At 69.3% G+C, this 24,982-nt stretch carries 22 protein-coding genes and 2 pseudogenes; 17 read left to right on the plus strand and 7 right to left on the minus strand.

The genetic code is table 11. The features are described 5' to 3' along the window. Positions 1–292: 292 nt before the first annotated feature. Positions 293–688 (minus strand): group 1 truncated hemoglobin, encoded by a 396-nt coding sequence (locus tag ABZV31_RS28925; RefSeq protein WP_355899574.1) that lies wholly within the window; start codon positions 686–688, stop codon positions 293–295. 564 nt (positions 689–1,252) lie between these two features. Here ABZV31_RS28925 and ABZV31_RS28930 point away from each other — a divergent pair. From ABZV31_RS28930 to ABZV31_RS28945, 4 genes are all read left to right on the plus strand, one after another. After that, positions 1,253–1,591 carry a hypothetical protein gene (locus tag ABZV31_RS28930; RefSeq protein ID WP_355899576.1) on the plus strand — a complete coding sequence of 113 codons (339 nt, stop codon included), beginning with the start codon at positions 1,253–1,255 and terminating at the stop codon, positions 1,589–1,591. A 395-nt stretch (positions 1,592–1,986) separates the two neighbouring features. After that, positions 1,987–2,439, plus strand: coding sequence for an NAD(P)H-dependent oxidoreductase (locus ABZV31_RS28935; protein WP_355899578.1), 453 nt, complete (start codon positions 1,987–1,989; stop codon positions 2,437–2,439). A 51-nt stretch (positions 2,440–2,490) separates the two neighbouring features. Next, on the plus strand, positions 2,491–5,028 hold the full coding sequence (locus tag ABZV31_RS28940) for an MMPL family transporter (RefSeq protein ID WP_355899580.1): 2,538 nt from the start codon (positions 2,491–2,493) through the stop codon (positions 5,026–5,028). Further along, positions 4,985–5,422 carry a 4'-phosphopantetheinyl transferase superfamily protein gene (locus ABZV31_RS28945; RefSeq protein ID WP_355899582.1) on the plus strand — a complete coding sequence of 146 codons (438 nt, stop codon included), beginning with the start codon at positions 4,985–4,987 and terminating at the stop codon, positions 5,420–5,422. The genes ABZV31_RS28940 and ABZV31_RS28945 overlap by 44 nt, the downstream gene beginning before the upstream one ends. A 48-nt stretch (positions 5,423–5,470) precedes the next feature. Here ABZV31_RS28945 and ABZV31_RS28950 read toward each other — a convergent pair whose 3' ends face one another. After that, complete coding sequence (locus ABZV31_RS28950; protein WP_355899584.1) at positions 5,471–6,205, minus strand: hypothetical protein; 735 nt, start codon at positions 6,203–6,205, stop codon at positions 5,471–5,473. Between the two features lie 1,019 nt (positions 6,206–7,224). Between ABZV31_RS28950 and ABZV31_RS28955 the strand changes: the two genes are divergently transcribed. Next, on the plus strand, positions 7,225–7,734 hold the full coding sequence (locus tag ABZV31_RS28955; RefSeq protein WP_355899586.1) for a GNAT family N-acetyltransferase: 510 nt from the start codon (positions 7,225–7,227) through the stop codon (positions 7,732–7,734). A 23-nt stretch (positions 7,735–7,757) separates the two neighbouring features. Here the strand turns inward: ABZV31_RS28955 and ABZV31_RS28960 are convergent. Then, positions 7,758–8,051, minus strand: a pseudogene (locus ABZV31_RS28960) (alpha/beta hydrolase); the annotation flags it as partial. Between the two features lie 252 nt (positions 8,052–8,303). Then, a complete protein-coding gene (locus ABZV31_RS28965; RefSeq protein ID WP_355899588.1) occupies positions 8,304–8,915 on the minus strand; it encodes a TetR/AcrR family transcriptional regulator in 612 nt (203 codons plus the stop codon). Between the two features lie 99 nt (positions 8,916–9,014). Between ABZV31_RS28965 and ABZV31_RS28970 the strand changes: the two genes are divergently transcribed. Beyond that, positions 9,015–9,932, plus strand: a complete 918-nt coding sequence (locus ABZV31_RS28970; protein ID WP_355899590.1) for an oxidoreductase — start codon at positions 9,015–9,017, stop codon at positions 9,930–9,932. A 454-nt stretch (positions 9,933–10,386) separates the two neighbouring features. Then, entirely contained in the window at positions 10,387–11,784 is a 1,398-nt protein-coding gene (locus ABZV31_RS28975; RefSeq protein WP_355899592.1) for a PP2C family protein-serine/threonine phosphatase, read from the plus strand. Here ABZV31_RS28975 and ABZV31_RS28980 read toward each other — a convergent pair. Both ABZV31_RS28980 and ABZV31_RS28985 read right to left on the minus strand, forming a co-directional pair. Next, complete coding sequence (locus tag ABZV31_RS28980; RefSeq protein ID WP_355899594.1) at positions 11,763–13,208, minus strand: glyceraldehyde-3-phosphate dehydrogenase; 1,446 nt, start codon at positions 13,206–13,208, stop codon at positions 11,763–11,765. The two genes, ABZV31_RS28975 and ABZV31_RS28980, sit on opposite strands and share 22 nt — an antisense overlap. Before the next feature lie 301 nt (positions 13,209–13,509). Beyond that, on the minus strand, positions 13,510–14,835 hold the full coding sequence (locus ABZV31_RS28985; protein ID WP_355899595.1) for a lipase family protein: 1,326 nt from the start codon (positions 14,833–14,835) through the stop codon (positions 13,510–13,512). Positions 14,836–15,993: 1,158 nt separating this feature from the next. Here ABZV31_RS28985 and ABZV31_RS28990 point away from each other — a divergent pair. The 10 genes and pseudogenes from ABZV31_RS28990 to ABZV31_RS29035 form a co-directional block, all read left to right on the plus strand. Then, on the plus strand, positions 15,994–17,202 hold the full coding sequence (locus ABZV31_RS28990) for an ATP-binding protein (RefSeq protein ID WP_355899676.1): 1,209 nt from the start codon (positions 15,994–15,996) through the stop codon (positions 17,200–17,202). Then, positions 17,199–17,600 carry a roadblock/LC7 domain-containing protein gene (locus tag ABZV31_RS28995; RefSeq protein WP_355899597.1) on the plus strand — a complete coding sequence of 134 codons (402 nt, stop codon included), beginning with the start codon at positions 17,199–17,201 and terminating at the stop codon, positions 17,598–17,600. Before ABZV31_RS28990 ends, ABZV31_RS28995 begins: the two co-directional genes overlap by 4 nt. Beyond that, positions 17,597–17,971: a DUF742 domain-containing protein gene (locus tag ABZV31_RS29000; protein ID WP_355899599.1), complete on the plus strand. Its 375-nt coding sequence runs from the start codon at positions 17,597–17,599 to the stop codon at positions 17,969–17,971. The genes ABZV31_RS28995 and ABZV31_RS29000 overlap by 4 nt, the downstream gene beginning before the upstream one ends. Further along, the gene (locus tag ABZV31_RS29005) at positions 17,946–18,548 is read left to right on the plus strand and encodes an ATP/GTP-binding protein (protein WP_355899601.1); all 603 of its coding nucleotides are present in this window, start codon (positions 17,946–17,948) and stop codon (positions 18,546–18,548) included. The genes ABZV31_RS29000 and ABZV31_RS29005 overlap by 26 nt, the downstream gene beginning before the upstream one ends. 95 nt (positions 18,549–18,643) lie before the next feature. Continuing rightward, on the plus strand, positions 18,644–19,948 hold the full coding sequence (locus ABZV31_RS29010) for a cytochrome P450 (protein WP_355899678.1): 1,305 nt from the start codon (positions 18,644–18,646) through the stop codon (positions 19,946–19,948). 104 nt (positions 19,949–20,052) lie between these two features. Next, the gene (locus ABZV31_RS29015) at positions 20,053–21,315 is read left to right on the plus strand and encodes a cytochrome P450 (protein WP_355899603.1); all 1,263 of its coding nucleotides are present in this window, start codon (positions 20,053–20,055) and stop codon (positions 21,313–21,315) included. Then, a complete protein-coding gene (locus ABZV31_RS29020; protein ID WP_355899605.1) occupies positions 21,312–22,103 on the plus strand; it encodes an enoyl-CoA hydratase/isomerase family protein in 792 nt (263 codons plus the stop codon). Before ABZV31_RS29015 ends, ABZV31_RS29020 begins: the two co-directional genes overlap by 4 nt. Positions 22,104–22,304: 201 nt before the next feature. Beyond that, the gene (locus ABZV31_RS29025) at positions 22,305–23,207 is read left to right on the plus strand and encodes a serine hydrolase (RefSeq protein WP_355899607.1); all 903 of its coding nucleotides are present in this window, start codon (positions 22,305–22,307) and stop codon (positions 23,205–23,207) included. 187 nt (positions 23,208–23,394) lie between these two features. Next, a complete protein-coding gene (locus tag ABZV31_RS29030; RefSeq protein WP_355899609.1) occupies positions 23,395–23,865 on the plus strand; it encodes a MarR family transcriptional regulator in 471 nt (156 codons plus the stop codon). A 74-nt stretch (positions 23,866–23,939) separates the two neighbouring features. Further along, positions 23,940–24,124 (plus strand): annotated as a pseudogene (locus ABZV31_RS29035) (MFS transporter); the annotation flags it as partial. 471 nt (positions 24,125–24,595) lie between these two features. Here the strand turns inward: ABZV31_RS29035 and ABZV31_RS29040 are convergent. Next, the gene (locus tag ABZV31_RS29040) at positions 24,596–24,892 is read right to left on the minus strand and encodes a hypothetical protein (protein ID WP_355899611.1); all 297 of its coding nucleotides are present in this window, start codon (positions 24,890–24,892) and stop codon (positions 24,596–24,598) included. Positions 24,893–24,982 lie beyond the last annotated feature (90 nt).

Consider the following 24,982-nt stretch of genomic DNA (forward strand, 5'->3'; position numbering starts at 1 on the left):
CGGATTTTTCGTGTTCTTGGGACATGCGCCGGGCCGACGACGTCCCGGGGCGGCACCGAGCCGGCTCCAGCCGGTGGGCCCGACGGCCGTCGCGTCGTCCTGTCGAGCGCAGCACGCCGCGGCGTGGGGGAGCTGCTCAGGAACCGGACGGTGGCGTGGCCGCGGGCCGCGCGACGGCGAGGGGATGGCCGACAGCGATGCGCGCGCGCCTGCTGTCGGTCCCTGACCAGAGCATCGCCGCGTTCGCTCCAGAGTGTGCGTTCCGCGACCGGACCGGAACCGGGCATCCGGCTCAAGCGGTGACGATGTCCTGTTTCAGCGGAAGCAGCTTCTCCGCGACGGCGCCGATCGTCGCTTCGTCCACGCCCACCTCGGAGAGCGAGGCGGCCAGGTGCTCCACCACACGGGAGAAGGCCCCCTCGGTCACCGACAGGTGTGCGTGGGCCTTGTGCATGGAACGGCCACTGTAGGGACGGGTGGCCCCGAGCGCCTGTCCGACGAAGCGCCGCTGATGCCCTTTGAGGCGGTCGATGTCGACCCCGGCGAAGTACGGCTCCAGGTCAGGATCGGCGAGCACCTTGGCGTAGAAGACGTCCACTACGGCTTCGACGGCCGCTTCCCCGCCGAGCTGCTCGATAAGGCTCGGGGTGCTGTTGTCGGCCGGCGTTCCGGCCACGATGTCGGTCATGCCGGCAGTCTGCGCAGTCCCTCTTGCTGCAACGTGATCGCCTCGTTACCGGGCCGTCAGACCCTTCTCTCCCCACGATCCCGCGCGACAGGAGCGGTCGGCAAAACGCTGCTCATGGGGAGGCAATCCTGACGATACGAAAGGTGTCGGCTCTGGCGTGTCGTAGGCCTTCACGAAGGGCTCCTGCAGGGGCCGGTTGCCGAGCGGTGGACGTGCGCTACACTGGATCTTGAGCGGATCGCCGGAACTCCTGGCGTTCGGCCGTGCGTTGGTGGTCCAAGGAAAGACGCCCCGCTTCCTGCGGGGAGATGCAGGTGCAAGGCCTGCCCGGCGCTCGAATGTGAACCCCACCCCTCAACAGGGGTGGGGTTTTCTTGTGAGCCGCGGCTCTTCCGTGCCCGGATCGGGATGGGTCGGCATGTCCGGGCGGAGGGGGCTGTTCTCCCTGTTGATGCCGGTGCCGTTGATACCGCGGCCACGAGTGACGGCCCGGCGGGTCGGCGCGTTCCGCGTCGCCGAATGCGTCGCACTCCGGGACGGTCCGAACAGTTGTGCGCGGACGTGATGCCCGACGCGCCGTTCGATCTCCAGGTGATGGCGAAGGGCGCGCCGGTCGGATACCAGGGGCTGCTCACCAAGGCCGCCGACGGGATCCGGGAGGCGCACTGCTTCAGCGAACCGGAGCAGTGGCGATATGACTGGGAGTGGACCTACACCCGGGACGCCTGGCTGGACCAGATGCCCACCCAGGGCGCCTTCACCCGGCTCCCGTCGGACAAGCTGGCGGAGGTCCGGGAGGGCGTCGGGGCCGCCATCGACGCGATGGGGGGAAGCTTCACGATGCCCTACGCGACGGTGACGGTCACCGCGGTGCTCACCGGGACCGTGAGCGGCTCCAGGTGAAGGCGTCGATGCGGAGTTCGGCGGGGTCGGCAGTCACTGTCCCGACGGAGGTGCCGGCGGCAATGGGCGGCTTCTCGCAGGAGTAGCGATGGCACGGGGAGCTGATGGTCAGGTGGTCACCCGCTGTTCAAGGGGCAAAAGGCCGATGGGCAGTTGGCAATGACCATACGTCTGCTGAGACACGAACGAGGGTGATGCCTGAGGCACGCCGCCTCCCAACGAACTGGGCGCGCACGCCGCTCGGCTGCTTGGCGGCGATGGGACCGCATGGGCAGCAAGCCGTGTGCGGCGCGCGCTTCGCGGACGGCCCGAGACCGAAGTTCGGACAGTACATGCAGGCCAGCCGGTTGAGACCTGGTTGCGGCCGGTGCGGGTGTCCGGGCAGGGTGGGGGGCGTGCCTATGTTGCTGATCGTGCATCACACTCCGTCGCCGAACTGTCAGGCGTTGTTCGAAGCGGTGGTCTCGGGCGCGTCGGCGCCGGAGATTGAGGGGGTGCGGGTGGTGCGGCGGGCGGCGTTGTCCGCCACGGCCTCCGACGTCCTGGAAGCCGACGGATACGTGCTGGGCACTCCGGCGAATCTCGGCTACATGTCCGGCGCTCTGAAGCACTTCTTCGACCAGGTCTACTATCCCTGCCTGGACGCGACGCGCGGCCGGCCCTTCGGCTTCTACGTGCACGGCGGCAACGACGTCACGGGAGCCGTGCGGGGCATTGAGTCGATCACGACGGGCCTGGGCTGGCGGCCGGCGGCCGAGCCGGTGACGGTGACCGGTGAGCCGGGCAAGGCCGACATCGAGGCGTGCTGGGAGCTGGGAGCGACGGTTGCTGCCGGGCTCATGAGCTGACTTGGGGCGCCTCGCCCATGTGCGCTCACGCGGGGCGAGCAGTTCAAAGCGGTGGGCCAACTCGCGGAAGTCAGGGACGGCCGCTCGGCCCTGCTGCTGGCGCACGTGGACGGTGAGGGGGACAAGCTCGGTCCCCGCGCCCAACGGGTGCGCGAGGCGCTGTCCGCACGGCCGTCGGCGGGCGAAAGCTCCGCGCTGACGGTGCACGTGGGCGGGATGGCGCTGGCCGACGCCGAGATGCAGGACATTGCCGCCGGCGACCTCAGGCGGTCCGAGGCGGTCGTGCTGCCCGGCACCCTGGTGTTGCTGGTGTTGGTGTTCGGCAGTGTGGTGGCCGCGGCCCTCCCCCTGCTGATCGGCGTCCTGGCGATCGGCGGGACGCTGCTGACGTTGAGCCTTCTGGGCAGTGTCACCGATGTGTCGGTGTTCGCGCTGAACCTGACCACCGCGCTCGGCCTCGGCCTGGGCATCGACTACGGACTCCTGGTCGTCTCCAGGTTCCGGGAGGAACTCACCCAGGGACACTCGCCGCAAGATGCCGCCCGGCGCACGGCGCGCACCGCGGGCCACACGATCTTCTTCAGCGCCGCGACGGTGTGTGCGGCGCTGGCGACGCTGCTCGTCTTCCCGCCGTATTTCCTGCGCTCGTTCGCGTACGCCGGCATCGCCGTGGTGGCTCTTGCGGCGGTGTCGGCCACGACGGTACTGCCAGCGCTGCTGGGCCGACGTGTGAACGCGTGGCCAGTGCCGTGGCGCCGCCGGGTCCAGGCCGGGTCCGAGTCGCGGTTCTGGGAGCGGCTGGCGCGAGTCGTCGTGCGCCGGCCGGTGCTCGCCGCGCTGCCGGTGATGGGCCTGCTGGTGGCGCTCGCGGCACCGTTCACGCACGCCGGTTTCGCCACCTGCGACGACCGGACGCTGCCGCCGAGCGCGTACAGCCGGCAAGCCGGGGACCTGATGCGCAGCGAGTTCGACGCGAGGAGCGCCGGCGCCCTGACGGTCTTCACCACCAGCGCCACGCCCCAGGTCGCGCTCGACTACGCGCCCGGGCTGTCCGCCCTGCCCGGAGTGGCCGAAGTCGTGGGCCCGTCGGGAGTGTGGCGGGAGGGCAAGCCGGTGGCGGCGGCGGGCGGCCAAGCGCCGTCGGGCGCCGGCGCTCCGGCGATCCTTTCGGTGGTGCCGTCGGTCGATCCGCATGCGGACGCCGCCCAGCGGCTCGTGCGCGCCATCCGCGCAACTCCCACGCCCGCGGGCACCGACATCCACGTCGGCGGACCGAGCGCGGCGCCGGTCGACGCCAAGGACACGGTCGGAAAGCGGCTGCCGCTGGCCCTGGCCATGATCACTGTCACCACGTTCGTACTGCTGTTCCGCTTCTCGCGCAGCCTGCTGCTGCCGCTGAAGGCGATCCTGCTGAACGGTCTGAGCCTGGCGGCGGTTCGCGGAGCCATGGTGTGGATCTTCCAGACCGGACACCTCAAAGGCCTGCTCGGTTTCACGCCCGGACCGCTCAGCACGACCATGCCGGTGCTGCTGTTCTGCATCGTCTTCGGGCTCTCCGTCGACTACGAGGTCTTCGTCCTGGCCCGCATCAAGGAGGCGCACGACGCCGGGCACGGCACGGCCGACTCCATCGTGATCGGTATCGCCCGTACCGGCGGCATCGTCACCACCGCCGGTGCCCTGCTGGCGTTCACCCTCCTGAGCTTTGGCACCTCCCAGGTGGCCCTGCTGCAGTTCTTCGGGATCGGCGCGGGCTTCGGGGTCCTGCTGGACGCGACCCTCGTGCGCGGTGTCCTGGTGCCGGCGCTGATGCGGCTGGCCGGCGGCCTGAACTGGTGGGCGCCGCGTCCCTTCGCCGGCGCGATGCCGGCCCGCCCGCCGCCGTCCCGGCCGCCCGGCGTGTGCCGCCCGTTCGACGAGCGGGCCGACCGCGCTGCGGATCATGCGGGCCGAGCCGCAGCGCCTGGTGCGGCTGCGGGAGAACTCCGCGCTCTTCGTGCGCCTGGCACGCCGGGCGGGCATCGACACCGGGGACAGCCTCGGCACACCGGTCGTCCCCTGCAGGGAGTCGGCGAAGACCCTGCGGCTGGCGCAGGCACTCTTCCAGCAGGGCATCAGCGTCAACCCGATCCTGTACCCGGCCGTCCCCGAGGAGCTGGCCCGGCTGCGGTTCCTCGTCAGCTGCGAGCACACGCCCGACCAGATCCGGTACGCCGTGGCCGCACTGGATCAGCAGCTGCGGCACCTCGGCGTCGCCCCCGCCGCCTGACCGGCACCTGTCATGCACGCCGTGTTCCCCGCGCTCCCCGCGCTCCCTGTGTTCCCCGCGATCGAGGTGTTCCCCGCGATCGAGCCGGGCCGCATCCACCGATGGGCCGGAGCCACCCTCGTGGTGGCCCGGCGCGATGTCCTCGACCAGGCGCCGTCCTTCTCACCGCTGCCGGCGCTCTCCCCGGCCGAACGGCGCCTCTTCCACACTCTGCCGCCCTGGCGGCAGGCCGAGTGGGGGGCCGGCCGGCTGCTCGCCAAGCGCCTGGTGGCCGACGTGACCGCCGCGCCGCCGACCGAGGTGGAGATCCTCCCACGTGACGACGCCAGCCCCCGGGTGTTCGTCGCAGGCAGCCCGGTGTCCGAGTGGAACGTCTCCATCAGCCACACCGCCCGTCACGTCGCCGCGGCCCTGGCACCCGACTCGGTCGGAGTGGACCTGTGCGAGACAGCCTCGGTTGCCGCGGTGCGCCGGGCCGCGGATCACGTTCTCACCCCCGAGGAACGGCCGGTCGTGACGGAGCGGCCCGATCTCCTGATCGCCGCCTGGGCGCTGAAGGAAGCCGCCGTGAAGGCCGACCGAAACAGCCTGTTCGGTCAGGCGCCGCGCCGCGTCCGAATCCTCGGCCTGATGCCGCCCGCTCTCGACGGCCGGCGCCGTGCCCTGGTCCGTCACGCCGGAACAGCCGTTCTCGCCCTCGTCCTCGCCCTGTGAGGTGTCGCTTTTCTTTCCGATGCGCTGTCGGTCCTCTGCGGTCCGCTGTCAGGCCTTCAGCTCCGCCCTGTCTCCCATCACCACGACCGGGTGCTGCTTGGGGTCGAGAGTGCGCAGCAGGTATTGCATCGCGGTCTTGGACAGGGTCACGCACGCCGACGTGCCGCTGCCGTGGTCCATGTGCAGCCAGATGCTGCCGCCCTTGGACTGCCCCTGCGGCCGGGTCGGGTCATTGGGCGGAGTGCCCTTGACGCGGTTGTAGTCGATGGCGATGACGTAGTCGAAGTCGTGCCAGGACGCCTTGCTCCAGTAGTGGGGGGCCTGGAACGATGCGGACTTGGTGTACGGCAGCTTGGCTCCGGGATCGTCGAGCACGCCGCCTGCGTCGCTCAGAGTGAACAACCCCACCGGGCTGCGCTGGTCGCCCTCGTGATGGTCCGTCGTCCAGCCGTTCCTGCCGTTGTGCGCCGCCCAGGAACGCGTCTGCTGCCAGATGGAGCCGTGCTTGGTGAAGAACACGACGGTCGAGTCGGGGGAGTTGCGGCCCGCGCCGTAGACGGCGACCACCTGGCGGGAGTCGGCCGGTACACGTCGCCACAGCCGGTCGCCGATGTCAGGTATCCGCTTCAGGTCCCGCTTCCGCGGCGGCACGTGGTCTGCCTGCCCGCCGAAGCCGGCGGCGGCCCCGTGGCCCGAACCGCCGCACGCCGCCAGGGACATCGCCAACGCACCGCAGGCCGCCGCCACCGCGGCCGCCGCCCCCATCCCACTGCCTTTTCGCATGGGCTCCAGGGTGGCACCCCAGTCCCGTACGACTGAGCCCGGGGGCCGGACTTCCCGAACCGATTCCGGCGGCCGGGGTCAAGCTCTGGCCCGGCTACTCCTGCCGACCGGCAGGGATCTTGGTGCGCTCCTCCCACTGCCGGATGCCCGGACCGTTCGGATGCTCGGATGCCACCGGTGACAGAACCCCTTGAGCGATGTGCACCTGCGAGCAGAGTGGCCTTACGGATCGGCCAGGAGGGCACTGCCTCGGCGTACGCGCCGAAGAAGTGGCTGAGGGAGTCCAGGTGGTCCGGGTGGCGGCATCAGGACCGCCGTAGGTCTTGCGTCTGTCCGAGCGCGGGCCGGGCGGCGCCATCCGCATCGGTATCCGCTGGGAGGGCAGCCGCGACTGCGGGGTGCCTCCGTCAGCCTACGGCGGCCGGCAGCGGCTGGCACGCTGAGAGGTGGGCAGCCGTAGGCTGACGGACTACGGCAATTCCGTGGCGGTCACCCGAATGGCCTGCGCCCGTTTCGCCGTTGACGCTTGCGTGAGCTCTCCTGGGGTGAGAAAGGCGTCCACCTCTGGGAGGCCGGTCATGTACGAGATGTGCGTAGGCCCGGAGAAATCGGGTGAAGCGTTGGTGTGGCACGTGATGGCCAAGCAAACGAGTGCCACCCTGTGCGGGCAGAGGCTCGCTGAACGCCTCGAGGCGTCCCGCGCGCAACGGGCAGGTCACTGCTCGCTGTGCATGGCCGCATTCGCGAAGCTGATGGCGGCCACCCCACGCTGACGTGGTGGAGGCCGGGCCGGCTGACAGGGATGAGGGCCCCAGGCCGGACAGGGTTCGGGCCCTCGCTCCTCTTCAGGAACTCGACTCTACGGGTGTGGCCGTCGACGACGCCGGCATTGTGGGAAAACGTGAGTCCGGCGATGACGGCTTGGCGTCCATGCTCAGAACCCGCTGGTTCCCTGATGCCTCTGTAGTCTGTCCGGCATCTCGGCTGATGTAGCGTCCCGGCGAAGCAAGGAGGACCCAGTGCAGTTGCGGAACGTCACACCGGACGACGTCGACGCCTACATCAGGATGCGCTGCGATCCCGTGATGATGGCAGACCTCGGCGGACCCCTTCCCCGCGAAGGAATGAAGGACAAAGTCCAGCGAGACGCCGATGAAGCGGCAGCAGATCACGCGTGGATCAAGATGATCGTTCCCGATGCGGAGGTCCCTGATGTGGTGGCAGGGATCGTGACCATCTGGTCCCACGACATCGGCACGGGGCCCATCTCCGAGATCGGATGGATGGTCCTGCCTGAATTCCAGGGACGGGGAGTGGGCAAGCGCGCCGTCCGCGCCCTGCTCGAACAGGCCAGGGACGAAGACCGCTGGGGAGTCGTGCACGCCTTCCCGGCAACGAGCAACGGAGCATCGAACGGCATCTGCCGCTCTCTCGGATTCCGGCTCGTCGCGGAACGCAACGTGACGTTCGCGGACCGGGTTCTGCGAAGCAACCACTGGACCATCGCCCCCCGCACCGATCTGGCGTGAAGGCGATACCAAGACACCTTGGTCTAGTCGCAGTAGGTGTCGCGGTGGGGTCGTTCGCCGGTCGCAAGGAAGTGGGAGACCGTGCTGTCGCCGCATGCGTTTCCGTTGGCCAGGTAGGCGCCGTGGCCGGTGGAGTTCAGCGTCACCATGACCGCACGCGAGCCAAGGGCGGCGCGGAGTTTCAGGGCGCCGCTCAGCGGGGTGGCGACATCGTGTTCGTTCTGCACGAGCAGGATGTTCGACGGCCCCCGGTCGGTGATCCGGACCGGCGCCTGCCGCGGCGGGTACGGCCAGGCGGCGCAGACCATGGCGTTGCGGGACCGGCCACGCGCACAGCGGCACCGCCCGGCAGACCGACGATTCAACGCCAAGACAGCCCAAGCGTCGGTCAGACCCAGAGTCAGACCTCCGAGCGATGCCACCTACATCCTCACTGTCAGACCTGTCTGCGATGGTGTGGGTACGGGGGCGGTGCTAGCACCCGCCCCATGGACACAGCGCGTGACAGTCCGCACGGAACGACTTCTCAGCCCGCATCGAGCTGTTCCTGGCGGCCTCGACCAGCTTGTTCACGAGCTTGCCGGTTCCGGCGCACACCCGCGCAGGATGCTCGCGATCACGTCGTCCAGTCCGTGCTCGGTCGCCTCCGGTGGCAGCATGCCGCTGGCCGCCAGGCTGGCGTAGCCGTGCAGGGTCGTGAAGACCGGAAGGCCGACGCGTTCCACCGGCCCCTGGCGCACCTCGCCCCGGCGCTGGCCCTCGCCGATCAGTTGGACGATCTGCTCGGACCAGCGCTGGGCGGCCGAGCGCAGTTCCTGCGATGCCTCCGGGTTGTGCTTGACGGAGTACATGAGGTCGAGCAGCGCCGCGTTGGCCGTGGCGAAGCCCACGTAGGCGCGGGCCATGGCGTCCAGCCGCTCGGCGAAGGACTCGCCGACCCGTGCCTGGCACTCCGTCATGAGCTCGCCGAGCCGCTCGAAGCCGTTCAGTGCCAGCGCGTCCAGCAAGGCCTGCTTGTCCTTGAAGTGGCGGCTCGGCGCGGCGTGGCTGACGCCGATGTCGCGGGCGAGTTCGCGCAGTGACAGGGCGGCGGGCCCCTTTTCCCGGAGTGTCTGCTCGGCGCGGGTCAGCAGTGCGGCGCGGAGGTCTCCGTGGTGGTAACGGCGAGGGCGGGTCTGCATGGCCGTCATTCTACCGCGCATGTAATCGCTGCCTACATTGTGGACACCGCCACCATTGTTGTCATTGACAGCAATGTTGGCAGCGCCTACGTTGGGAGCATGGCTACTACACCCAGTAAGTGGAACGTCACCGACATGCCTGATCAGACCGGCCGCACCGTCGTAGTGACCGGCGCCAACAGCGGGCTCGGCATCGCCACCGTGGAGGCGCTGGCCGGCGCGGGCGCCCATGTGGTCCTCGCCGTACGGGACTTGAAGCGCGGCGAGGCCGCGGCCGCGACCGTACGGGGGAGCGTGGAGGTGCGCCGGCTCGACCTGGCCGACCTCGCCTCCGTGCGTGCGTTCGCCGCCGGCTGGCACGGCGATCTGGACCTGCTCATCAACAATGCCGGCGTCATGAACATCCCGGAGGCCGCAACCAAAGACGGCTTCGAGATGCAGTTCGGCACCAATCACCTGGGCCATTTCGCCCTGACCAACCTACTGCTGCCGCACATCACCGACCGCGTGGTGACCGTGTCGTCCTGCGCGCACCGGATGCCGGGCACCCCTCGCATCCACTACGACAATCTCAACCTGACCGGTAAGTACGCCCCTATGAAGGCGTACAGCCAGTCCAAGCTGGCCAACCTGCTCTTCACGCTCGAGCTCCAGCGACGGCTCGCCGAAACGGGCTCGCGCCTGCGCGCCGTGGCCGCGCATCCCGGCTGGGCCGCCACCAACCTCCAGGGACACGATGCCAGCGCCCTGCGACGCGCCTTCATGCGGGTGGGCAACCGTCTCATGGCACAGGACAGTCGAGCCGGTGCGCTGCCCACCCTGTACGCAGCCGTCCAAGACCTGCCCGGCGCGAGCTACGTCGGCCCCGACGGCCTGGCCGAGATGCGCGGCGCGCCGACCCTGGTGGGCCGCTCGGCGGCGGCCAGTGACCCGGACTCCGCCCGGCGCCTGTGGGCCGTCTCCGAGGACCTGACCGGCGTCACCTTCCCTGAACCGGCCGCGCCGGCGAGGGCCTGACGGCGCGACTCGGCGCACGCCGGCCGGGCCGCAGTGGTCCGGGACCTGGCGATCCTTGTGGCTCCCTTGGTGCACAGAAAGATCGCAGCGATGGGGCCGGCGCCCCGCGTACGGGCCGTGTCCGGGGTGTCGACGGCGACGACCTTGCCGCCGGAGGCGGTCGGGCAGTTGCGCGCCCCGGGGCCGACGCGGCGCGCCCCGTCCCGCCCATTGCAACGCCATGGTGGTGCGGATACGCCACGGTGGTGCTGTGCACCGAGGCCGGGCGCACCCCTCCGACAAGACTCTGACCGACCGGGTCCGCACCCGCGGCGACAACCTCCGCACTCCCTGGACCCCGATCGCGGCCGAGGCCGACCGCTTGGGCCTCGTCGGTCGACGATCCCGGGAAGTATGCACCAGGGAACCCGGGAAGTATGCACCAGGGAAACAGGGGAAACCGGAGGGTATGGGTGTGCGGCGTCTGTTGGTGGACCGCCTCCTGGAGCAGCCGTCGGGCCGCGGGCGGGTGGCGATCCCGCTCGCGCTGATCGTAGTGATCACCGTGGTGGACATCCGTTCTCCGGCCGACGTCCACCTGGGCCCCTTGCTGGTCATCGCACCCGCCCTGACCGCATCCTTGGCGGGGCCGCGACTGACCGCGCTGGTCGGAGTCTTGGCCGTGGCCGCCCAGGTGCTCATCGCCGTGCTCCACGGCGGGCTTACCACGACCAACCACCTGGCACAGATCACCGCCTTGACCGTGCTCTCCGCCTTGGTCGTCTTCGTCTGCCATGTGCGGGAGCGGCGCGGCCAGGAGCTGACCCGAGCACGATCGGTGGCTGAAACGGCACAGCGGGTCCTGCTGCGGCCTCCGCCCCGCCGGATCGGGCCGTTGCGGGTGGCCTGGCTGTATCTGGCCGCCGAGGACGAGACCCAGATCGGAGGCGACCTGTTCGCGATCGCCCGCGCCGCCCATCCCAGCACCCGCGTGATCATCGGCGACGTCCGGGGCAAGGGCCTGGCTGCCATAGGCGAGGCATCAATGGTGCTGGGCGCGTTCCGTGAGGGCGTTCACCGATGTGCCACCCTGCCCGAGCTCGTGGCGGCTTTGGAGGAAAGCGTCTGCCGGGACCTGGAAGAGGTGGCCGACACCGAGCACGACCCGGGCGAGCACTTCATCACCGCCCTCCTCCTCGACATCCCCGACCACGGCTCACAGGTCCGGATGGTCAACTGCGGCCATCCCCCGCCCCTGCTGCTGCACGATCATCAGGTCACGGTCCTGCACTCGCGCAGCCCCGTACCCCCCTTGGGCATGTGCGAACTGCCCCCCTCGGGCCACCGCGCCGACCCCTTCACCTTCGAGCCCGGCGACATCCTTCTGCTCTACACCGACGGCGTCGTCGAAGCCCGCTCGCCGGCGGGAGACTTCTATCCGCTCGCCGAGCGGGTCGCCTCCTTTTCCGCGTCCGGCCCCGAAGCCCTGGTGCGCCACGTACACGATGACCTGCTGTCCCACATCGGTGAGGAACCCGCCGACGACGCCGCCCTCCTGGCCATCGAACGCTTCGCCCCGCATCACCGCCACCGGCCGCACATCACGGCCCACCCCTCAACGGCCGCCACCGGCTCCACCACAGTGGATCGTCCCGACCCGCAGACCGATGACGTCGGCCCCAGCCATGCTCTGCCCCACTCCGGCCCAGGCCTTCGACGAGTGCGGCAGGGCAGCAACCCGGGGGAGTCGCTGCCCTGCCGTCGGCCACGACGCTCGGCCCGCTCCGGTTACGGTGCTGGGCCGGTGGTGACTCTCGGCCCGCCGACGAGGCAGAACCGCAGGTCCTGGCTTCAGACCGCTGGGGCCGGGTAGGTCGGGTACTCCACCCCGGAGACGTGCTGGACGACGCGGACGACCTGGCAGGAGTAGCCGAACTCGTTGTCGTACCACAGGTAGAGAATCGCGTTGTCACCCTCGACCTTGGTGGCGCCCGCGTCGACGATCGAGGCGTGGCGCGAGCCGATGAAGTCGCTCGAGACCGCGTCGGGGGCACTGATGAAGTCGATCTGGCGCTTGAGCGGCGAGGTCAGCGACACGTTCCGGAGGTAGTCGAGGACCTCTTCGCGCGTTGTCTCCCGCGCGAGCTGCAGGTTCAGGATCGCGATCGAGACGTCCGGCACCGGGACGCGGATCGAGCTGCCGGTGATCTTCGCCTTGAGGTCGGGCAGCGCCTTGGCCACGGCGGAGGCGGCACCGGTCTCGGTGATGACCATGTTGAGCGGCGCCGAACGACCACGACGGTCCGAGTTGTGGTAATTGTCCAGAAGGTTCTGGTCGTTGGTGAACGAGTGGACCGTCTCCACGTGGCCGCGCAGGACGCCGTACTCGTCCGCCATCGCCTTCAGCGGCGGGACGATCGCATTGGTGGTGCAGGACGCGCAGGACAGGATCTGCTCGTCCGGCTTGATCATGTCGTGGTTGACGCCGTGGACGATGTTGGGGACGTCGCCCTTGCCCGGCGCGGTCAGGACGACCTTGGCGATGCCGGGGCGGAGGTGCTTGGACAGGCCCTCGCGGTCGCGCCACTTGCCGGTGTTGTCGATGAGGATGGCGTCCTTGATGCCGTACGCCGTGTAGTCCACCGACGTCGGGTCGTCGGAGTAGATCACCTTGATCGCGTTGCCGTTGGCGACGATCGTGCTGTTCGCCTCGTCGACGGTGATGGTGCCCTGGAACTGGCCGTGGATGGAGTCGCGGCGCAGGAGCGAGGCGCGCTTGACGATGTCCTGGCCGCCGCCGTTGCGGACGACGATGGCGCGCAGCCGCAGGCCGTTGCCGGAGCCGGTCTTCTCGATGAGCAGGCGGGCGAGGAGGCGGCCGATGCGGCCGAAGCCGTAGAGGACGACGTCGCGCGGTTCCCGGCGCTCGATCTTGTTGGCACCCGTGGCGCCGGCGACGGCCTCGGCGGTGAAGTCCTTGACGGAGAGACCGCGGTCGTCGGTCTTGTACGTCGCGGCGAGCATGCCGATGTCGATCTGGGAGGGGCCGAGATCGAGAGTGGTGAGAGCCTGCAGGAACGGCAGCGTCTCGGTGACCGAGAGCTCCTCACCGGCGATCTGCCGGGCGAATCGGTGGGTCTTGAGAATACTGACCACCGACTTGTTCACCAGGGAGCGGCTGTGAAGCAGGACCGTGACGTCCCGCTCCCGGTGCAGCTTCCCGATGATGGGGATCATCGACTCCGCGATCTCCTCGCGGTTCTTCCAGTTGGTGAACGAGTCGTCGTTGACAGTCACAGATCTATCTTTCGAGCTAGGCAGCGCTCATATGCTAACCCCTCGCTGATTTGATCATTCAAACGGTGCCTTCTGGGCGGGCTGTCGTGATCGGGTGCCCCGGTCCCACAGCGATCGACGGGCCGTTTCAGTCCACGACGGACCACTCCCGGCGTGCGCAGCCGCGTTCGAGGACATGCGGGTGCAAGGCCGGCCCGGTGCTCGACAAGACCCCGCCCTCGGACGGGGCGGGGTCTTCCGGTGCGCACCGAGCACTTGCCGGCTGGGGCGGTGCTCGCCCCCGCGGCACGCAGGAGGCAGGTCAGGGCTGGGCGGGCATGGTCCAGCAGTTGGAGGCGGCGGGCTTGTCGGAGAGGCGGTCGATCAGCCAGGAGATGGCGTTGCCCTGGTCGGTGAGCAACGGGCCGAAGTGGTTGATCAGGCCGTCGCCGACATCGGGTAGGGCGACGGGCTTGTAGGTGATGTCGGCCCCCTTCCGGCACCAGTCGACGGCGAGTTGGCGGGCCTGCGCGTGGGGGACGAGATTGTCGTTGATTCCGGTGGCCACACGGACCGAGCCGGCCGGCTTCAGTCTGCCGATGCGCTGGCTGTCGAGAAAGGCCTGGAGCTCGGGCGTGGAGCGGATGATGTCGCTGACGGACTGCCCGTCGCTCGTCCACGTCGTGCTCTGCGCAGAGCCGTACTTGAACAGAGCGTCGCCCACACACATGGTCGACAGGTCGGCCAGTGCGGCCTTGCCTGCGGCGTTGAGATGCGCGTCGGCGATGGGCCCGAGGTCCGGGTCGGACTGCAGGAAGCCATTGAGGGACCAGCCCAGGGCACCGGCCAGGTCACTGCCGTCAATGGCTTTGGTGACCTCGGTCAGGTCGGCGGGCGGAGCACCGGCATAGGTACCGGCGAGGGGGACGTCGGGGGCGTAGGTGGGCTGGAGCTCGGCGGCGGCCGCGGTCGCACCGCCGCCCTGGCTGTAGCCGAACAGGCCCACCCGCGAGGCCGAAGTGACGGAGGCTCCGGTGAGGGCACGAGCGGCGCGGATCGCGTCGAGGACGGCGTGGGATTCGTCGACACGGTTGACGTAGGTGTGCAGCCGGTCTGTTGTGCCGAGGCCGACGTAGTCGGTGACCACGACTGCGGCGCCTTCGGCCAGGAGCCGGTAGATCGACAGGTCCTCGTAGCCGACGGACACCGTCTGACCGTTGAGCACGAGCGGGTGCTCAAGGCCCAGGGAAGCGGCGCACTGGTCGCCCTGGCCCATCGTGCCGGGTGCCACGGCGACCAACGGGCGCGGTACGCCGCCCTTCCACGAGGCCGACGGTTCGATGTAGGCGCCGGTGACGGCGACCGGCTGACCATTGGAGTCGGTCGACTTGTACATCAAACGGGTGGCTCGGCCCGGCAGCGGTCCGGGGATGCCGGGCAGGCTGAGGGCCAGCGGAAGCGGTTCGCTGCGGATCAGGGCGCCGTTGGCGGCAGGCAGTGTGGCGGGCGGGTCGTAGAACGCGGGAATGGTGACACCACGGGAGACCACGGTGTCCGACCCTGTGGCGGCAGCGGCCGGCAGGGCTTGTGCGCTGACACAGGCGACAGTGGCGACGGCCGCGGCGAGCAGACGTCCGCGCGCAGGCATGGGGAACCTCCTGAGATGCGGCTGGCAGGAGAAAGGGCCTCCGTGCGGGGCGGACAAATGCCGCCCGGGCGCGGAGGCTCGGCAGCGTGAGGTCGCACGGTCGTCGTCCTACGAGCTCGCTCGCGCCGCTGTGGGGAGTTGCCTGCCGGGACCGTACCGACCTGGCTGTTACCGGCGGTAGCAGCTGGAAGGTTACGGTTCAGTAATTTGACTCAGCGTCTAATACGGGGGAGCGGACGGTCACGCCGCGCACGCACCCCTGCGGCCTCTCAGGACCGGATCCAAGGCGCCCGGACGGGCGGCGGTCGGCGACTCGACACCACGGCGGAGAGGGCCGGTCGAGGGGCCGGTCGGGGTCACACCACGGCGAGCGTCGGCCGGAACCGCGCGACGGGGTTGCAGGCGCCTGAAACCGCGTGATGGGGGGCAGTTGGGGCTGCCCTCAGCGTGGCCAGCAGGCAATTCACGCAACCGTGACGACCCGCAATGCTCGGCGCCACTCCCGGAGGCCCGCTCGAGGACATGCAGGTGTCGGCCCTCACAGGGATGTCCGCCCCGCCGAAAGGTGGAGCATGGCCTCACGGCTGCGGGAGAAGTCACGGGAGCTGGATCAGCGCTCGCACCGGCGGCCTTCGTGGAGAGCTGCCGAGAGAGCAGGGGAACGACGTGACCGACTACCGGCCGGCGGCGCGCGGTGCCGCCGTGCTCGTGGCGGGCAGGGCGCGGCGCGCCGTTCCTGGGACCCGCCACGTATGGCCGGCACAGGCGGTTCGCCAGGGCTTCATGTCGACTCAAGATGCCGGAGTCGTGGGGTTCGGCTTCCGCGGCCGGCGCCGGGTCGGCGCGCCTGAATCATCCGGCGGGACCCTCTTCCGCTGTCGCTGCACGTGCTGCAAGGATCGGTGTGCGGATCTCGTGATGGTCCGCAATTGGGGTCTGGGGCAAGCTCGTTGAGCATATGCAACTGATAAGATCATCCCACGTTTCAGTAGGCTGACGGCGTGTCATGAACGCGCACGGGGGGACAGTCTCGACGGCCCCATCGCTAAGGAGTGAAGTTGGTCCGCCTGTAGGTCCGCGGCCGTGCGGTAGCTGGACGCTCCGCGCGGACCGGTGGCTGCTCACGCTCCCGATGCAATGCGACTTGAAGAGAGTCTCATGACGTCATTGATTCAGGATCCGCTGCTGTGGATCTTGCTTGTGGTGCTCGTCGCTGCGGTTGTCGCAGTGATGCGGGCGCGGAGAACCAATATGGCGCTCCGAAGAACGAAGAAAGACCTGGAGACAGGACTGGGCGAGGCCCGCGGCGAGCTCGGTCAGCTGCATGCTCAGATCGCCTCGCTGAGTGCGCAGCATCAGCGTGACCTTGCCGACGTACGGGCGGATGCGGAGTCGGCCACCAAGGCAGTGCTGAAGTCCGCGATGGGAACGCTGCAGTCTCTCGCCGAGGAGCAGCAGGTACTCCTGGACAGCCTGCAGAAGAAGTACGGTGACGACACGGACGTCCTGGCCGACCTGATGTCCGTCGACCACACCGGCAGCCAGTTCAGCCGCCGCGCCAAGGGTATTTCGGTGCTGTGCGGCGGGTGGCTGGGGCGGCGCGAGGGTGCTGCGACCGTCTACGACGTGGCCCGCAGCGCCCAGGGCAGGATCAAGGACTTCAATCGGGTCAGCGTCCACTCGCAGGTCAACGTCTCCATCTCCAGCAAGGCCGTCGAACCGGTGGCGGTTGTCCTGGCGGAGCTTTTGGACAACGCGACGAACTACAGCGCTCCCGGAACCCCGGTCGAGGTCAACATCCAGGCCGTTCCCGCAGGCGTGTGCTTCATCGTTGACGATGCCGGGCTGGGCATGGACCAGGAGACCAAGGACCGGGCGGCAGCTCTGCTGTCCGCCGACGGCCCGGTCGACATCACCGGTCTCGGCGATCCGCCCCGATTCGGTTTCGCCGTGTGCGGCATGCTCGCCGCTCGCTACGGCTTCGCCGTCTCCGTCGGCTCGGTGTCCCCCTACGGCGGAGTGCGTGCAGTGATTCGTGTGCCCGAAAGTCTCCTCGCGGCTGATGGTCCTGCGCGTGTAGCCGATGTCCACGATGCCGCAGAGCAGGAGCCCGCCCCCCAGCGGCTGGCACCGGTCCCGGTCGTGGGCCCCTCGCACGTGGTGGGGACGACGTCGGGGGGGCTGCCCAAACGCCGGCGGCGCTCGGGCCCCGTCGCGGTGGTCCCGGTCCCCGACACCCCCACTGCCGAGCAGGACGGGACGTCCGAGCCGGACAGCGAGGTCACGGCGTCGCGCCTCGGGGCGTTCGCGCGCGGAACACAGCTTGGGCGGACCACGAACACCACGGAAGGATCTGACAACCAGTGAACACCGACCTGTCGTGGGTGCTGAACGACGTGCTCGAGGTGCGCGGAGCCCGCCACGCGATCCTCGTCTCGGGCGACGGCCTGCTGCTGCAGCGTTCGGACGACATCTCGCGGGACGACGCGGAGACGAACGCCGCCGCGATGAGCTCGATGCAGTCACTGAGCCGTGCTGTCGCCGGCTTCGTCGGGTCAGGGCACGGAATCTGGAAGCAGACGCTGCTGGAGTACGACGGTGGCTGGATCTTCCTGATCGCCGCCGGTCAGGGCGCCTACTTGGCCGTCTCGGCCGCTCTGGACGTCGACATGGAGGCCATGTCGTTCCGTATGCAGAAGACGGTGGCTGCCCTGAGCAAGGCGATGAGTGTGGCGCCGCGCTCGGACAATGGTGTCGGCGCATGACGGCGCACGGCGAGGAAGCCTCCGTCACCAGCGGTTTCGTCCGCTCCTACGTCATCACCGGCGGCCGGAGCCTGCCGGCCTCCGATGAGCTGGCCCTGCACACCCTGGTCACCCTGGCTCCCGAGCGGACCCTTCCGCTCGGGGCCAGTCCCGAGGTCAAGGCGATCTGGAACCTGTGCGCGGGAGGCTACCTGTCGGTCGCCGAAGTGGCCGGCCACCTGGGACTGCCGGTGGGGGTGGCCCGGCTGCTGCTGACCGATTTATTCGAGCAGGGGCACCTCCTGCGCCGCGCCGAACCGCCCCGGGCGCAGAACGTTGACAGAGCGACCCTCGAGAAGGTTCTGAATGGACTCCAATCCCTCATCGGCTGAGACGGCCAATGGATCCATCTACGTCTCCAGCGCGGTGACCAACGCTGCCAAGATCCTGGTTGTCGGGCATTTCGCCGTGGGCAAGACGACGTTCATCGGCTCGCTGTCGGAGATCACCCCGCTGCGCACCGAGGAGAAGATGACGCAGGCGTCGCTCCACGTGGACGACCTCAGGGGCGTGGCGGACAAGACCACCACCACCGTGGCCCTGGACTTCGGCCGTCTGACGTTGAGCGACGAACTCGTGCTGTACCTGTTCGGCACACCGGGGCAGCAGCGTTTCATGCAGCTGTGGGAGGACATGGCCCGCGGCGCGCTGGGGGCGCTGCTTCTGGTCGATCCCGCCCGGCTGGAAGAGACGTTCCCTGTCATCGACCTCGTCGAGAGGTACGGCCTTGAGTACGCCATCGCGGTCAACAGCTTCGAGCCGGACAAGGTGTACGAGGAGGCAGAGGTGCGTGAGGCGCTCGACCTGCTCCCGGACACCCCCGTCGTCTACTGCGACGCCCGCGACCGGCAGTCCTCCGCCCGGGCGCTGATCGCGCTGGTGCGTCACCTGCTCGACCGCGCCGCCTGATACGCCAACACGCCCGGACCATCAGGCCCGGGACCAGCAGAAGGATCTTCATGGACCGTCAGACAGTCTCCGCCCCCGCGGGCGGCAGATGCCCCATGCACGACGCCGCGTTCGCCGCCGACCCCCAGCAGGTCTACGACCGGTTGCGCGCCCACGGTCCCGCCGGGCCGGTCGAACTGGCACCCGGCGTCGAGGCCACCCTGGTGGTCGGACACGAGATGGCACTGCGCGTGCTGCAGAACTCCACGCTGTTCGCCCGGGACGCCCGCCGCTGGAAGGCTCTCAACGAGGGGCGCATCAGCATGGACAGCCCGGTACTGCCGATGATGGCCTACCGGCCCAACTGCCTGTTCACCGACGGAGCTGTGCACCTGCGGCTGCGCAAGGCCGTCACGGACAGCCTCGCCAAGCTCAACATCGCCCGGATCCGCCGCGACGTCGAGCCGATCGCCGACTACCTCATCGACCAGTTCAGTGAGCGAGGCCGCGCCGACCTGCTCAACGACTACGCCAAGCTGCTGCCGCTGCTGCTGTTCAACAAGCTGTTCGGCTGCCCCGCGGACATCGGTGACACCCTCACCAGCTCCATGTCGGCGATCTTCGACGGCAAGGACGCCCTGCGCGCCAACGAGGAACTCACCGCCTGCCTCATGGAGTTGATCGCCCTCAAGCGCCGCCAGCCCGGCGACGACGTCACGTCCTGGTTGATCCAGCACCCCGCAGGGCTGACCGACGAGGAACTCAAGGACCAGCTGGTCATGTTGATGGGCGCCGGCGTCGAACCCGAACGCAACCTGATCGGCAACGCCCTGCTCCTGCTGCTCTCGCCCGGCACGAGTGGCCGCCACGCCGGAATGCTGATCGAGGAGGCGCTCGATCATGTGCTGTGGAACCAGACACCCATCGCCAACTACGCCACCCACTACCCGGTCCAGGATGTCGATCTCGGGGGAGTGGTGGCAGAGGCCAACACGCCGGTCGTCATCAGTTTCGCCGCGGCCAACAGCGATCCCGTGCTGGCCGAAGCCCGCCGGACGCACAGCAAGGGCGCCCACCTGGCGTGGGGGGCAGGTCCGCACGCATGCCCGGCCAAGGACCCGGCGCAGGTCATCGCGACCACCGCGATCGAGAAAATCCTCAACGCGCTGCCCGACATGAGGCTGGCGGTGCCCGAGACAGACCTGCAGTGGCGGCCCGGACCGTTCCACCGGGCACTGGTCGCTCTGCCCGTGGCCTTCAGCCCGACACCGGCGACGCGCATGGCCTCCGCCCTGCAGAACCGGACCGTCCCTGTCTCGGCGGAGCAGCCGCAGCACGTGGCCCCGGTCGCCACCACGCGCCAGGAGCCGGCCAGGAAGAAGGGCTTCTGGAGCAGCTTCTTGGACATTTTCCGTGTCTGATGCACGGCATGTGACAGGAGCAACACACAGAGGCGCATGACGGAGGGGAGAGGAAGGGTAGATTCCGGCGGTAACGGTTAGCGCCCAGCCAAAAGGAGCTTTGCGTGACCGCCGTTGGCGTCATACATGGCACCACCACATACCGCCGAGCTGTCATCTCCCTCCTCCGTCGGCTGCGTTCCCCGGAGGGACAAGCCAACCCCATCCCTGTCTGGGAGGAGCTACGAGCACTGGGGGATGTGGTGCCCGCCCCGTGGGGCGGCTTCTTCGTCACCGGATTCGAGACATGCAGCCAGGTCCTGCGCGGCAGGAACTGGCTGGTGCCGGACTTCGCCTGGCAAGAGCGCCAGCCCGACATGGAGCGCTGGCAGGCCCCTGCCACGCGTGAGATGACGCGAACTCTCTCCCGTCTCAACGCGCCCACTCACACCTGTCAGCGACGCGCCCTGGGCAACCTCTTCGGCCGCAGCACGCTAGACGCCATGCGGCCCCAGGTCGCCGCTCACGTCTCCCGGCTCCTGGACGGCCTCGACGAACAGCTGCGCACACAGGGCGAGGCCGACTTCGTCACCACCGTCAGCGAACAGCTCCCGATCCACACCGTCGGCCACTGGCTCGCCATACCGGCCGAGCACTACCCGCACATCCTGGACTTCACCCACCGTCAGGTCCACGCCCAGGAACTGCTGCCCACCAAGAGCGAGCTGGCGATATCGGCCCAGGCCACCCTCGAGATGAGGGCCTTCTTCACCACCCTCATCCACCACCGGCGCACACACCCTGGCAACGATGTCCTCACCGGCTGGATCCACCACTGGGACGCCCAGTACCCCAACGACCGCGCGGCCGCGGACCAGGTGCTGTACGACCTGACGATGTTCATCACCATCGCCTCCCTGGAGACCACCGCGACGCTGCTGACCAACGCCGTGTGGTTCCTGACGCAGGACCCCGCCCGGGCCAACTGGCTGCGCCGGCACCCCGAGCACCTCGACGACGCGATCGACGAAGTTCTGCGCTACGACCCGCCCATCCACCTCAACTCCCGCATCGCCGCCGACGACACCGTCCTCGCCGGCGTACCCATTGCCAAGGACACCACCGTCCACGTCCTCTACGGCGCCGCGAACCACGACCCCCGCCGCAACGAGAACCCTCACGTCTTCGACATCCGCCGCAACGGCAGCCATCTCACCTTCGGTGGCGGCGCCCACTACTGCCTCGGAGCCGCCCTCGCCCGCCTGGAAGCCCGCCTGCTGCTCGCCCAGCTGCTGCAACGCTTCAGCACCCTGCGACCGGCCGCACCCCCCACCTACGCCAACCGTATGGTCTTCCGACGCGTAACCTCCCTGAAAGTGACGACATGACTGCCCTGCCCCGCACAGCCTTTGGGGATGACCGGATACTCAAGACCCTGCGCATCCACCGGCAGGGTCCCGTCCTCACCATCGAGCTGAACGTCCCCGAGCAGGGCAACACCGTCACCGACGCGATGCTGGACGACCTGTTGGCGGTCCTCGCCGACCAGGATGCGTCGGTCCAGGTCGTCGTGCTCACCGGGGCCGGCGACGACTTCTGCCTCGGCGGAGACCGCGGCGAGTTCGCCCAGCATCTCGCCCACGACCCCACCGGCAGCGGCATCCGCATGTCCGGGACCAAGGCCCGACGCGTGTGCGATGCCCTCACCTCGAACCCCGCCGTCACGATCGCCCGCATTCACGGCAAAGCCGTCGGAGCCGGTCTCGCCCTGGCGCTCGCCTGCGATCTGCGGGTCGGAGCCGAGGACGCGACCTTCCGCCTGCCCGAACTCGCCCTCGGGCTGCCCACCGCATGGGGCGGCCTCCTGCCCCGCCTGATCAGCGAGGCCGGCGCCGCCCGCGTCCGCGAACTCATCCTCACCGGCCGCGCCTTCACCGCCCAAGAGGCCCAGTCCCTGTCCATCCTGCAGAAGACCGTGCCGGCTCAGGAACTCGACGCGGCCGTCACCGCCTGGGCCAAGCCCATCGTCCGGCGTCCGCCCGCAGCCCTACGCGTCACCAAGACGCTGCTCAACTCCCTGACCGCCTCGACCCGTCTCGCCGACGCCTCCGTTCTGGACCCCGAACTGATGGCAGCAGTCGTAGCCGAGCTGCACCACGCGCGCAGAACCGGTTGACCACTCCGACCCCGGCTTCGCTCGGCGCCGTCAGCCCCCCGGGGGTCGTTGTGGCGGCGCCCACACCCCGGTCTGTGGTTCTCCCCACAATGCGGGCCGGAAAGCGGCCTGTTGTGACGGCGGTCACCTCATGGTGCGGGTCTTTTGTCTACGTTCGCAGTTACGTGTCCCCTTCCATCGACCTGCCGAGGCCTGCTCACCATGCCGTACCGACCGTTCCCCCTGCCGCACCGGGAAACCGCGGAGAAGCGCCGTGGCCGGCGCGCCATCGCCGGTGTCGGTGTACTCCTGGCATCGGTGACGGCCCTCTCCTCCCTCGGAACGCTCGGCGCCGCACCGGCTGCCGCGGCCACGTCGTCGGGGCGGGGCGACGTCCCGGCCGGGTCCCTCGCGCCGGTGCAGCCGCCGGGCAAGGCACGCCTGACGGCCGCGGTGCTCGACATGGACAGCACGGGCCGTGAGCCCACGGTGTACGGAGACGACACCCCCTACGACACGGCGAGCATCGTCAAGGTCGACATCCTCGCGGCGGTTCTGCTCCAGGCGCAGGACGCGGGACGGCCCCTCACCGCGCAGGAGCGCGCCCAGGCGGAGGCGATGATCCAGCGCAGCGACAACGCGTCGGCGAACGCCCTGTGGCGGCGGATCGGCCAGGGGCCGGGGCTGGAGGCGGCGAACAAGCGGCTGGGCCTGACCTCGACCAAGGGCGGCCCCGGCCCCAGGTGGGGACTTACGCGGACGACGGCGAGTGACCAGATACGGTTGCTGCGCGCGGTGTTCGGCACAAGCCCGGCGTCGCACGCGGGCTCCACAACGTTGAACGAGGCGTCCCGGTCCTACATCCGGAGGCTGATGACCCGGATCGTGGCCGACCAGGCGTGGGGCGTATCGGCGGCCGCGGACTCCGGATGGGCACTGAAAAACGGCTGGCTGCAACGCAACACGACCGGACTGTGGGACGTCAACAGTGTCGGACAGGTCATGGTGGGCGGACACCGCTATCTGGTCGCGGTCCTCTCGGACGGCGACACGTCGATGAAGGACGGCATCTCGCTGGTGGAACGAGCGGCCCGGACGGCCGTGTCCTCGGCGTCGAGCCGTTGACCGCTCCGGCGGAGCGCGGACCAGCTCGATCACCTGGTGTCGGCATGGACCACAGCGCACCTCCCGCACCACTGGCGCGCCCCTGGGTTCGGCTGCCGCCCTGAGGCCTGACGCCGGGCTGTGTCCGCAGAGTAATTACTAACGTTTGGTTTAACAGTTCAGGCTGATAAACCTACTGTTAGTACTTGTGGACGTGAGAAACGCGGCCGCACACGGCAGCCACCCCGGCTCTTCGGAGCACACCGCCCGGCTTGCCTCCGCTCTGCGCCTCGCCGTCGCCAGGATCACCCGGCGGTTGCGTCAGGCCCACGCCGTGGGCGACGTGTCCCTCTCGGCCATGTCAGTGCTCGCCCGGCTCGCCGCGGACGGGCCGGACTCTCCGGGGGCGCTCGCCGAACTGGAACGGGTCAGGCCGCAGGCGATGGCAACCACGCTCGCCGGACTGGAACAGCGTGGGCTGGTCCGGCGCACCCCCGACGCGGCGGACGGGCGGCGAGCCGTCGTGACGATCACCGATGACGGGCGGGACATGCTCGCAGCGCGCCGCACCGAATCCGTACAGCGCCTCGCGGACGTCCTGGACGAATTCAGTCCGCAGGAACGACGCACGCTCGCCGCTGCCCTTCCCCTTCTCGACCGGCTGGCCGAGCGGCTGTGAGCGCGCCCCCTCCCAGCTCCGGGGACCGACCTTCGGACCGCGCCCGAGGCAGTGCCGCCGACACCGCCCGCGGCCTGCGCCTCGCTCGTCGACGCAAGGACGCCGCCATGGCCCCGGCTACAAGTGGATCGCCCTGTCCAACTCCACGCTCGGCGTGCTGATCGCCACGATGGACGCCTCCATCGTGATCATCTCGCTGCCCGCGATCTTCCGCGGGATCGGACTCGATCCGCTCGCCCCGGGCATCATCGGCTACCTGCCATCGAGCGGAACGCTCTCACATCTGTCCGCGGCCGACCGCCAGGTCCTGATCGGGCACGAGTTCTTTCCGCAACTGGTCTCCGCCCCCTTCCACCACGGGCTCACCATCGTCTTCAGCGTCGCCGCCGGCATGGCCCTCGTCTCCGCGCTCGCCTCGGCGCTGCGGGCCGCCACCCGCCTTCAGGAGAGCACCGCCCCGCGCAGGGCCGGCCGCCTGCGGCATCCGACCGGCAGGGGCGGAACGCCCATTCCTCGTGAGGGATGCGCCTGGTGGACCCATGGCGATCGTCCATGCAGGCGGCCGCCATGCCACCGAGGGCTGCCTCTTCTCGCCTCGGAGCCGGCAGTCCCAGGCGTCGTTTCGCGGCAGCCGCATCGGGCTGTACCCAGGGGAGTTCGACAAGTTCGGGTCAGCAAGTAGCTCCCGCGACCACCGACAAGGCTGCGTGTTGCAGAAGGCCGACGCGCGTCAGACGAACTTCGCCTCGATGCCCGCGAAGAACGCCTTGGCCAGCCGCTGGAAGTACTGCTCGAGGACACGGATCTCGTCGCCGACCGCGTAGCCGAGGACGGATGTCTCCGGCTTGAGCCGGATCTGCTGGTCGGCGAGCAGCCGGCCGTCGTTGCCCGTCAGGGACGCGCTGAGCAGGCGACCCGTCAGGCCCGTCGCCGCGGCCGCCACCGCGCGGTAGGCCGCGACCTGCTCGTCGATCCGCCGCCGAGCGGCCTCGACGTACTCGGGAGCGTAGGTGTTGATGCACAGCATCCCGCTGCCTCCTGCTCGTCAAGTCAGTTGATTCAGTGGTTTCTGGGGTCATCCGGCCGCCGGTGCGACCCGTGTGCTCTACGCAACGGG

It is taken from the genome of Streptomyces sp. NPDC005202 (assembly GCF_040608235.1).
GTDB lineage: Bacteria > Actinomycetota > Actinomycetes > Streptomycetales > Streptomycetaceae > Streptomyces.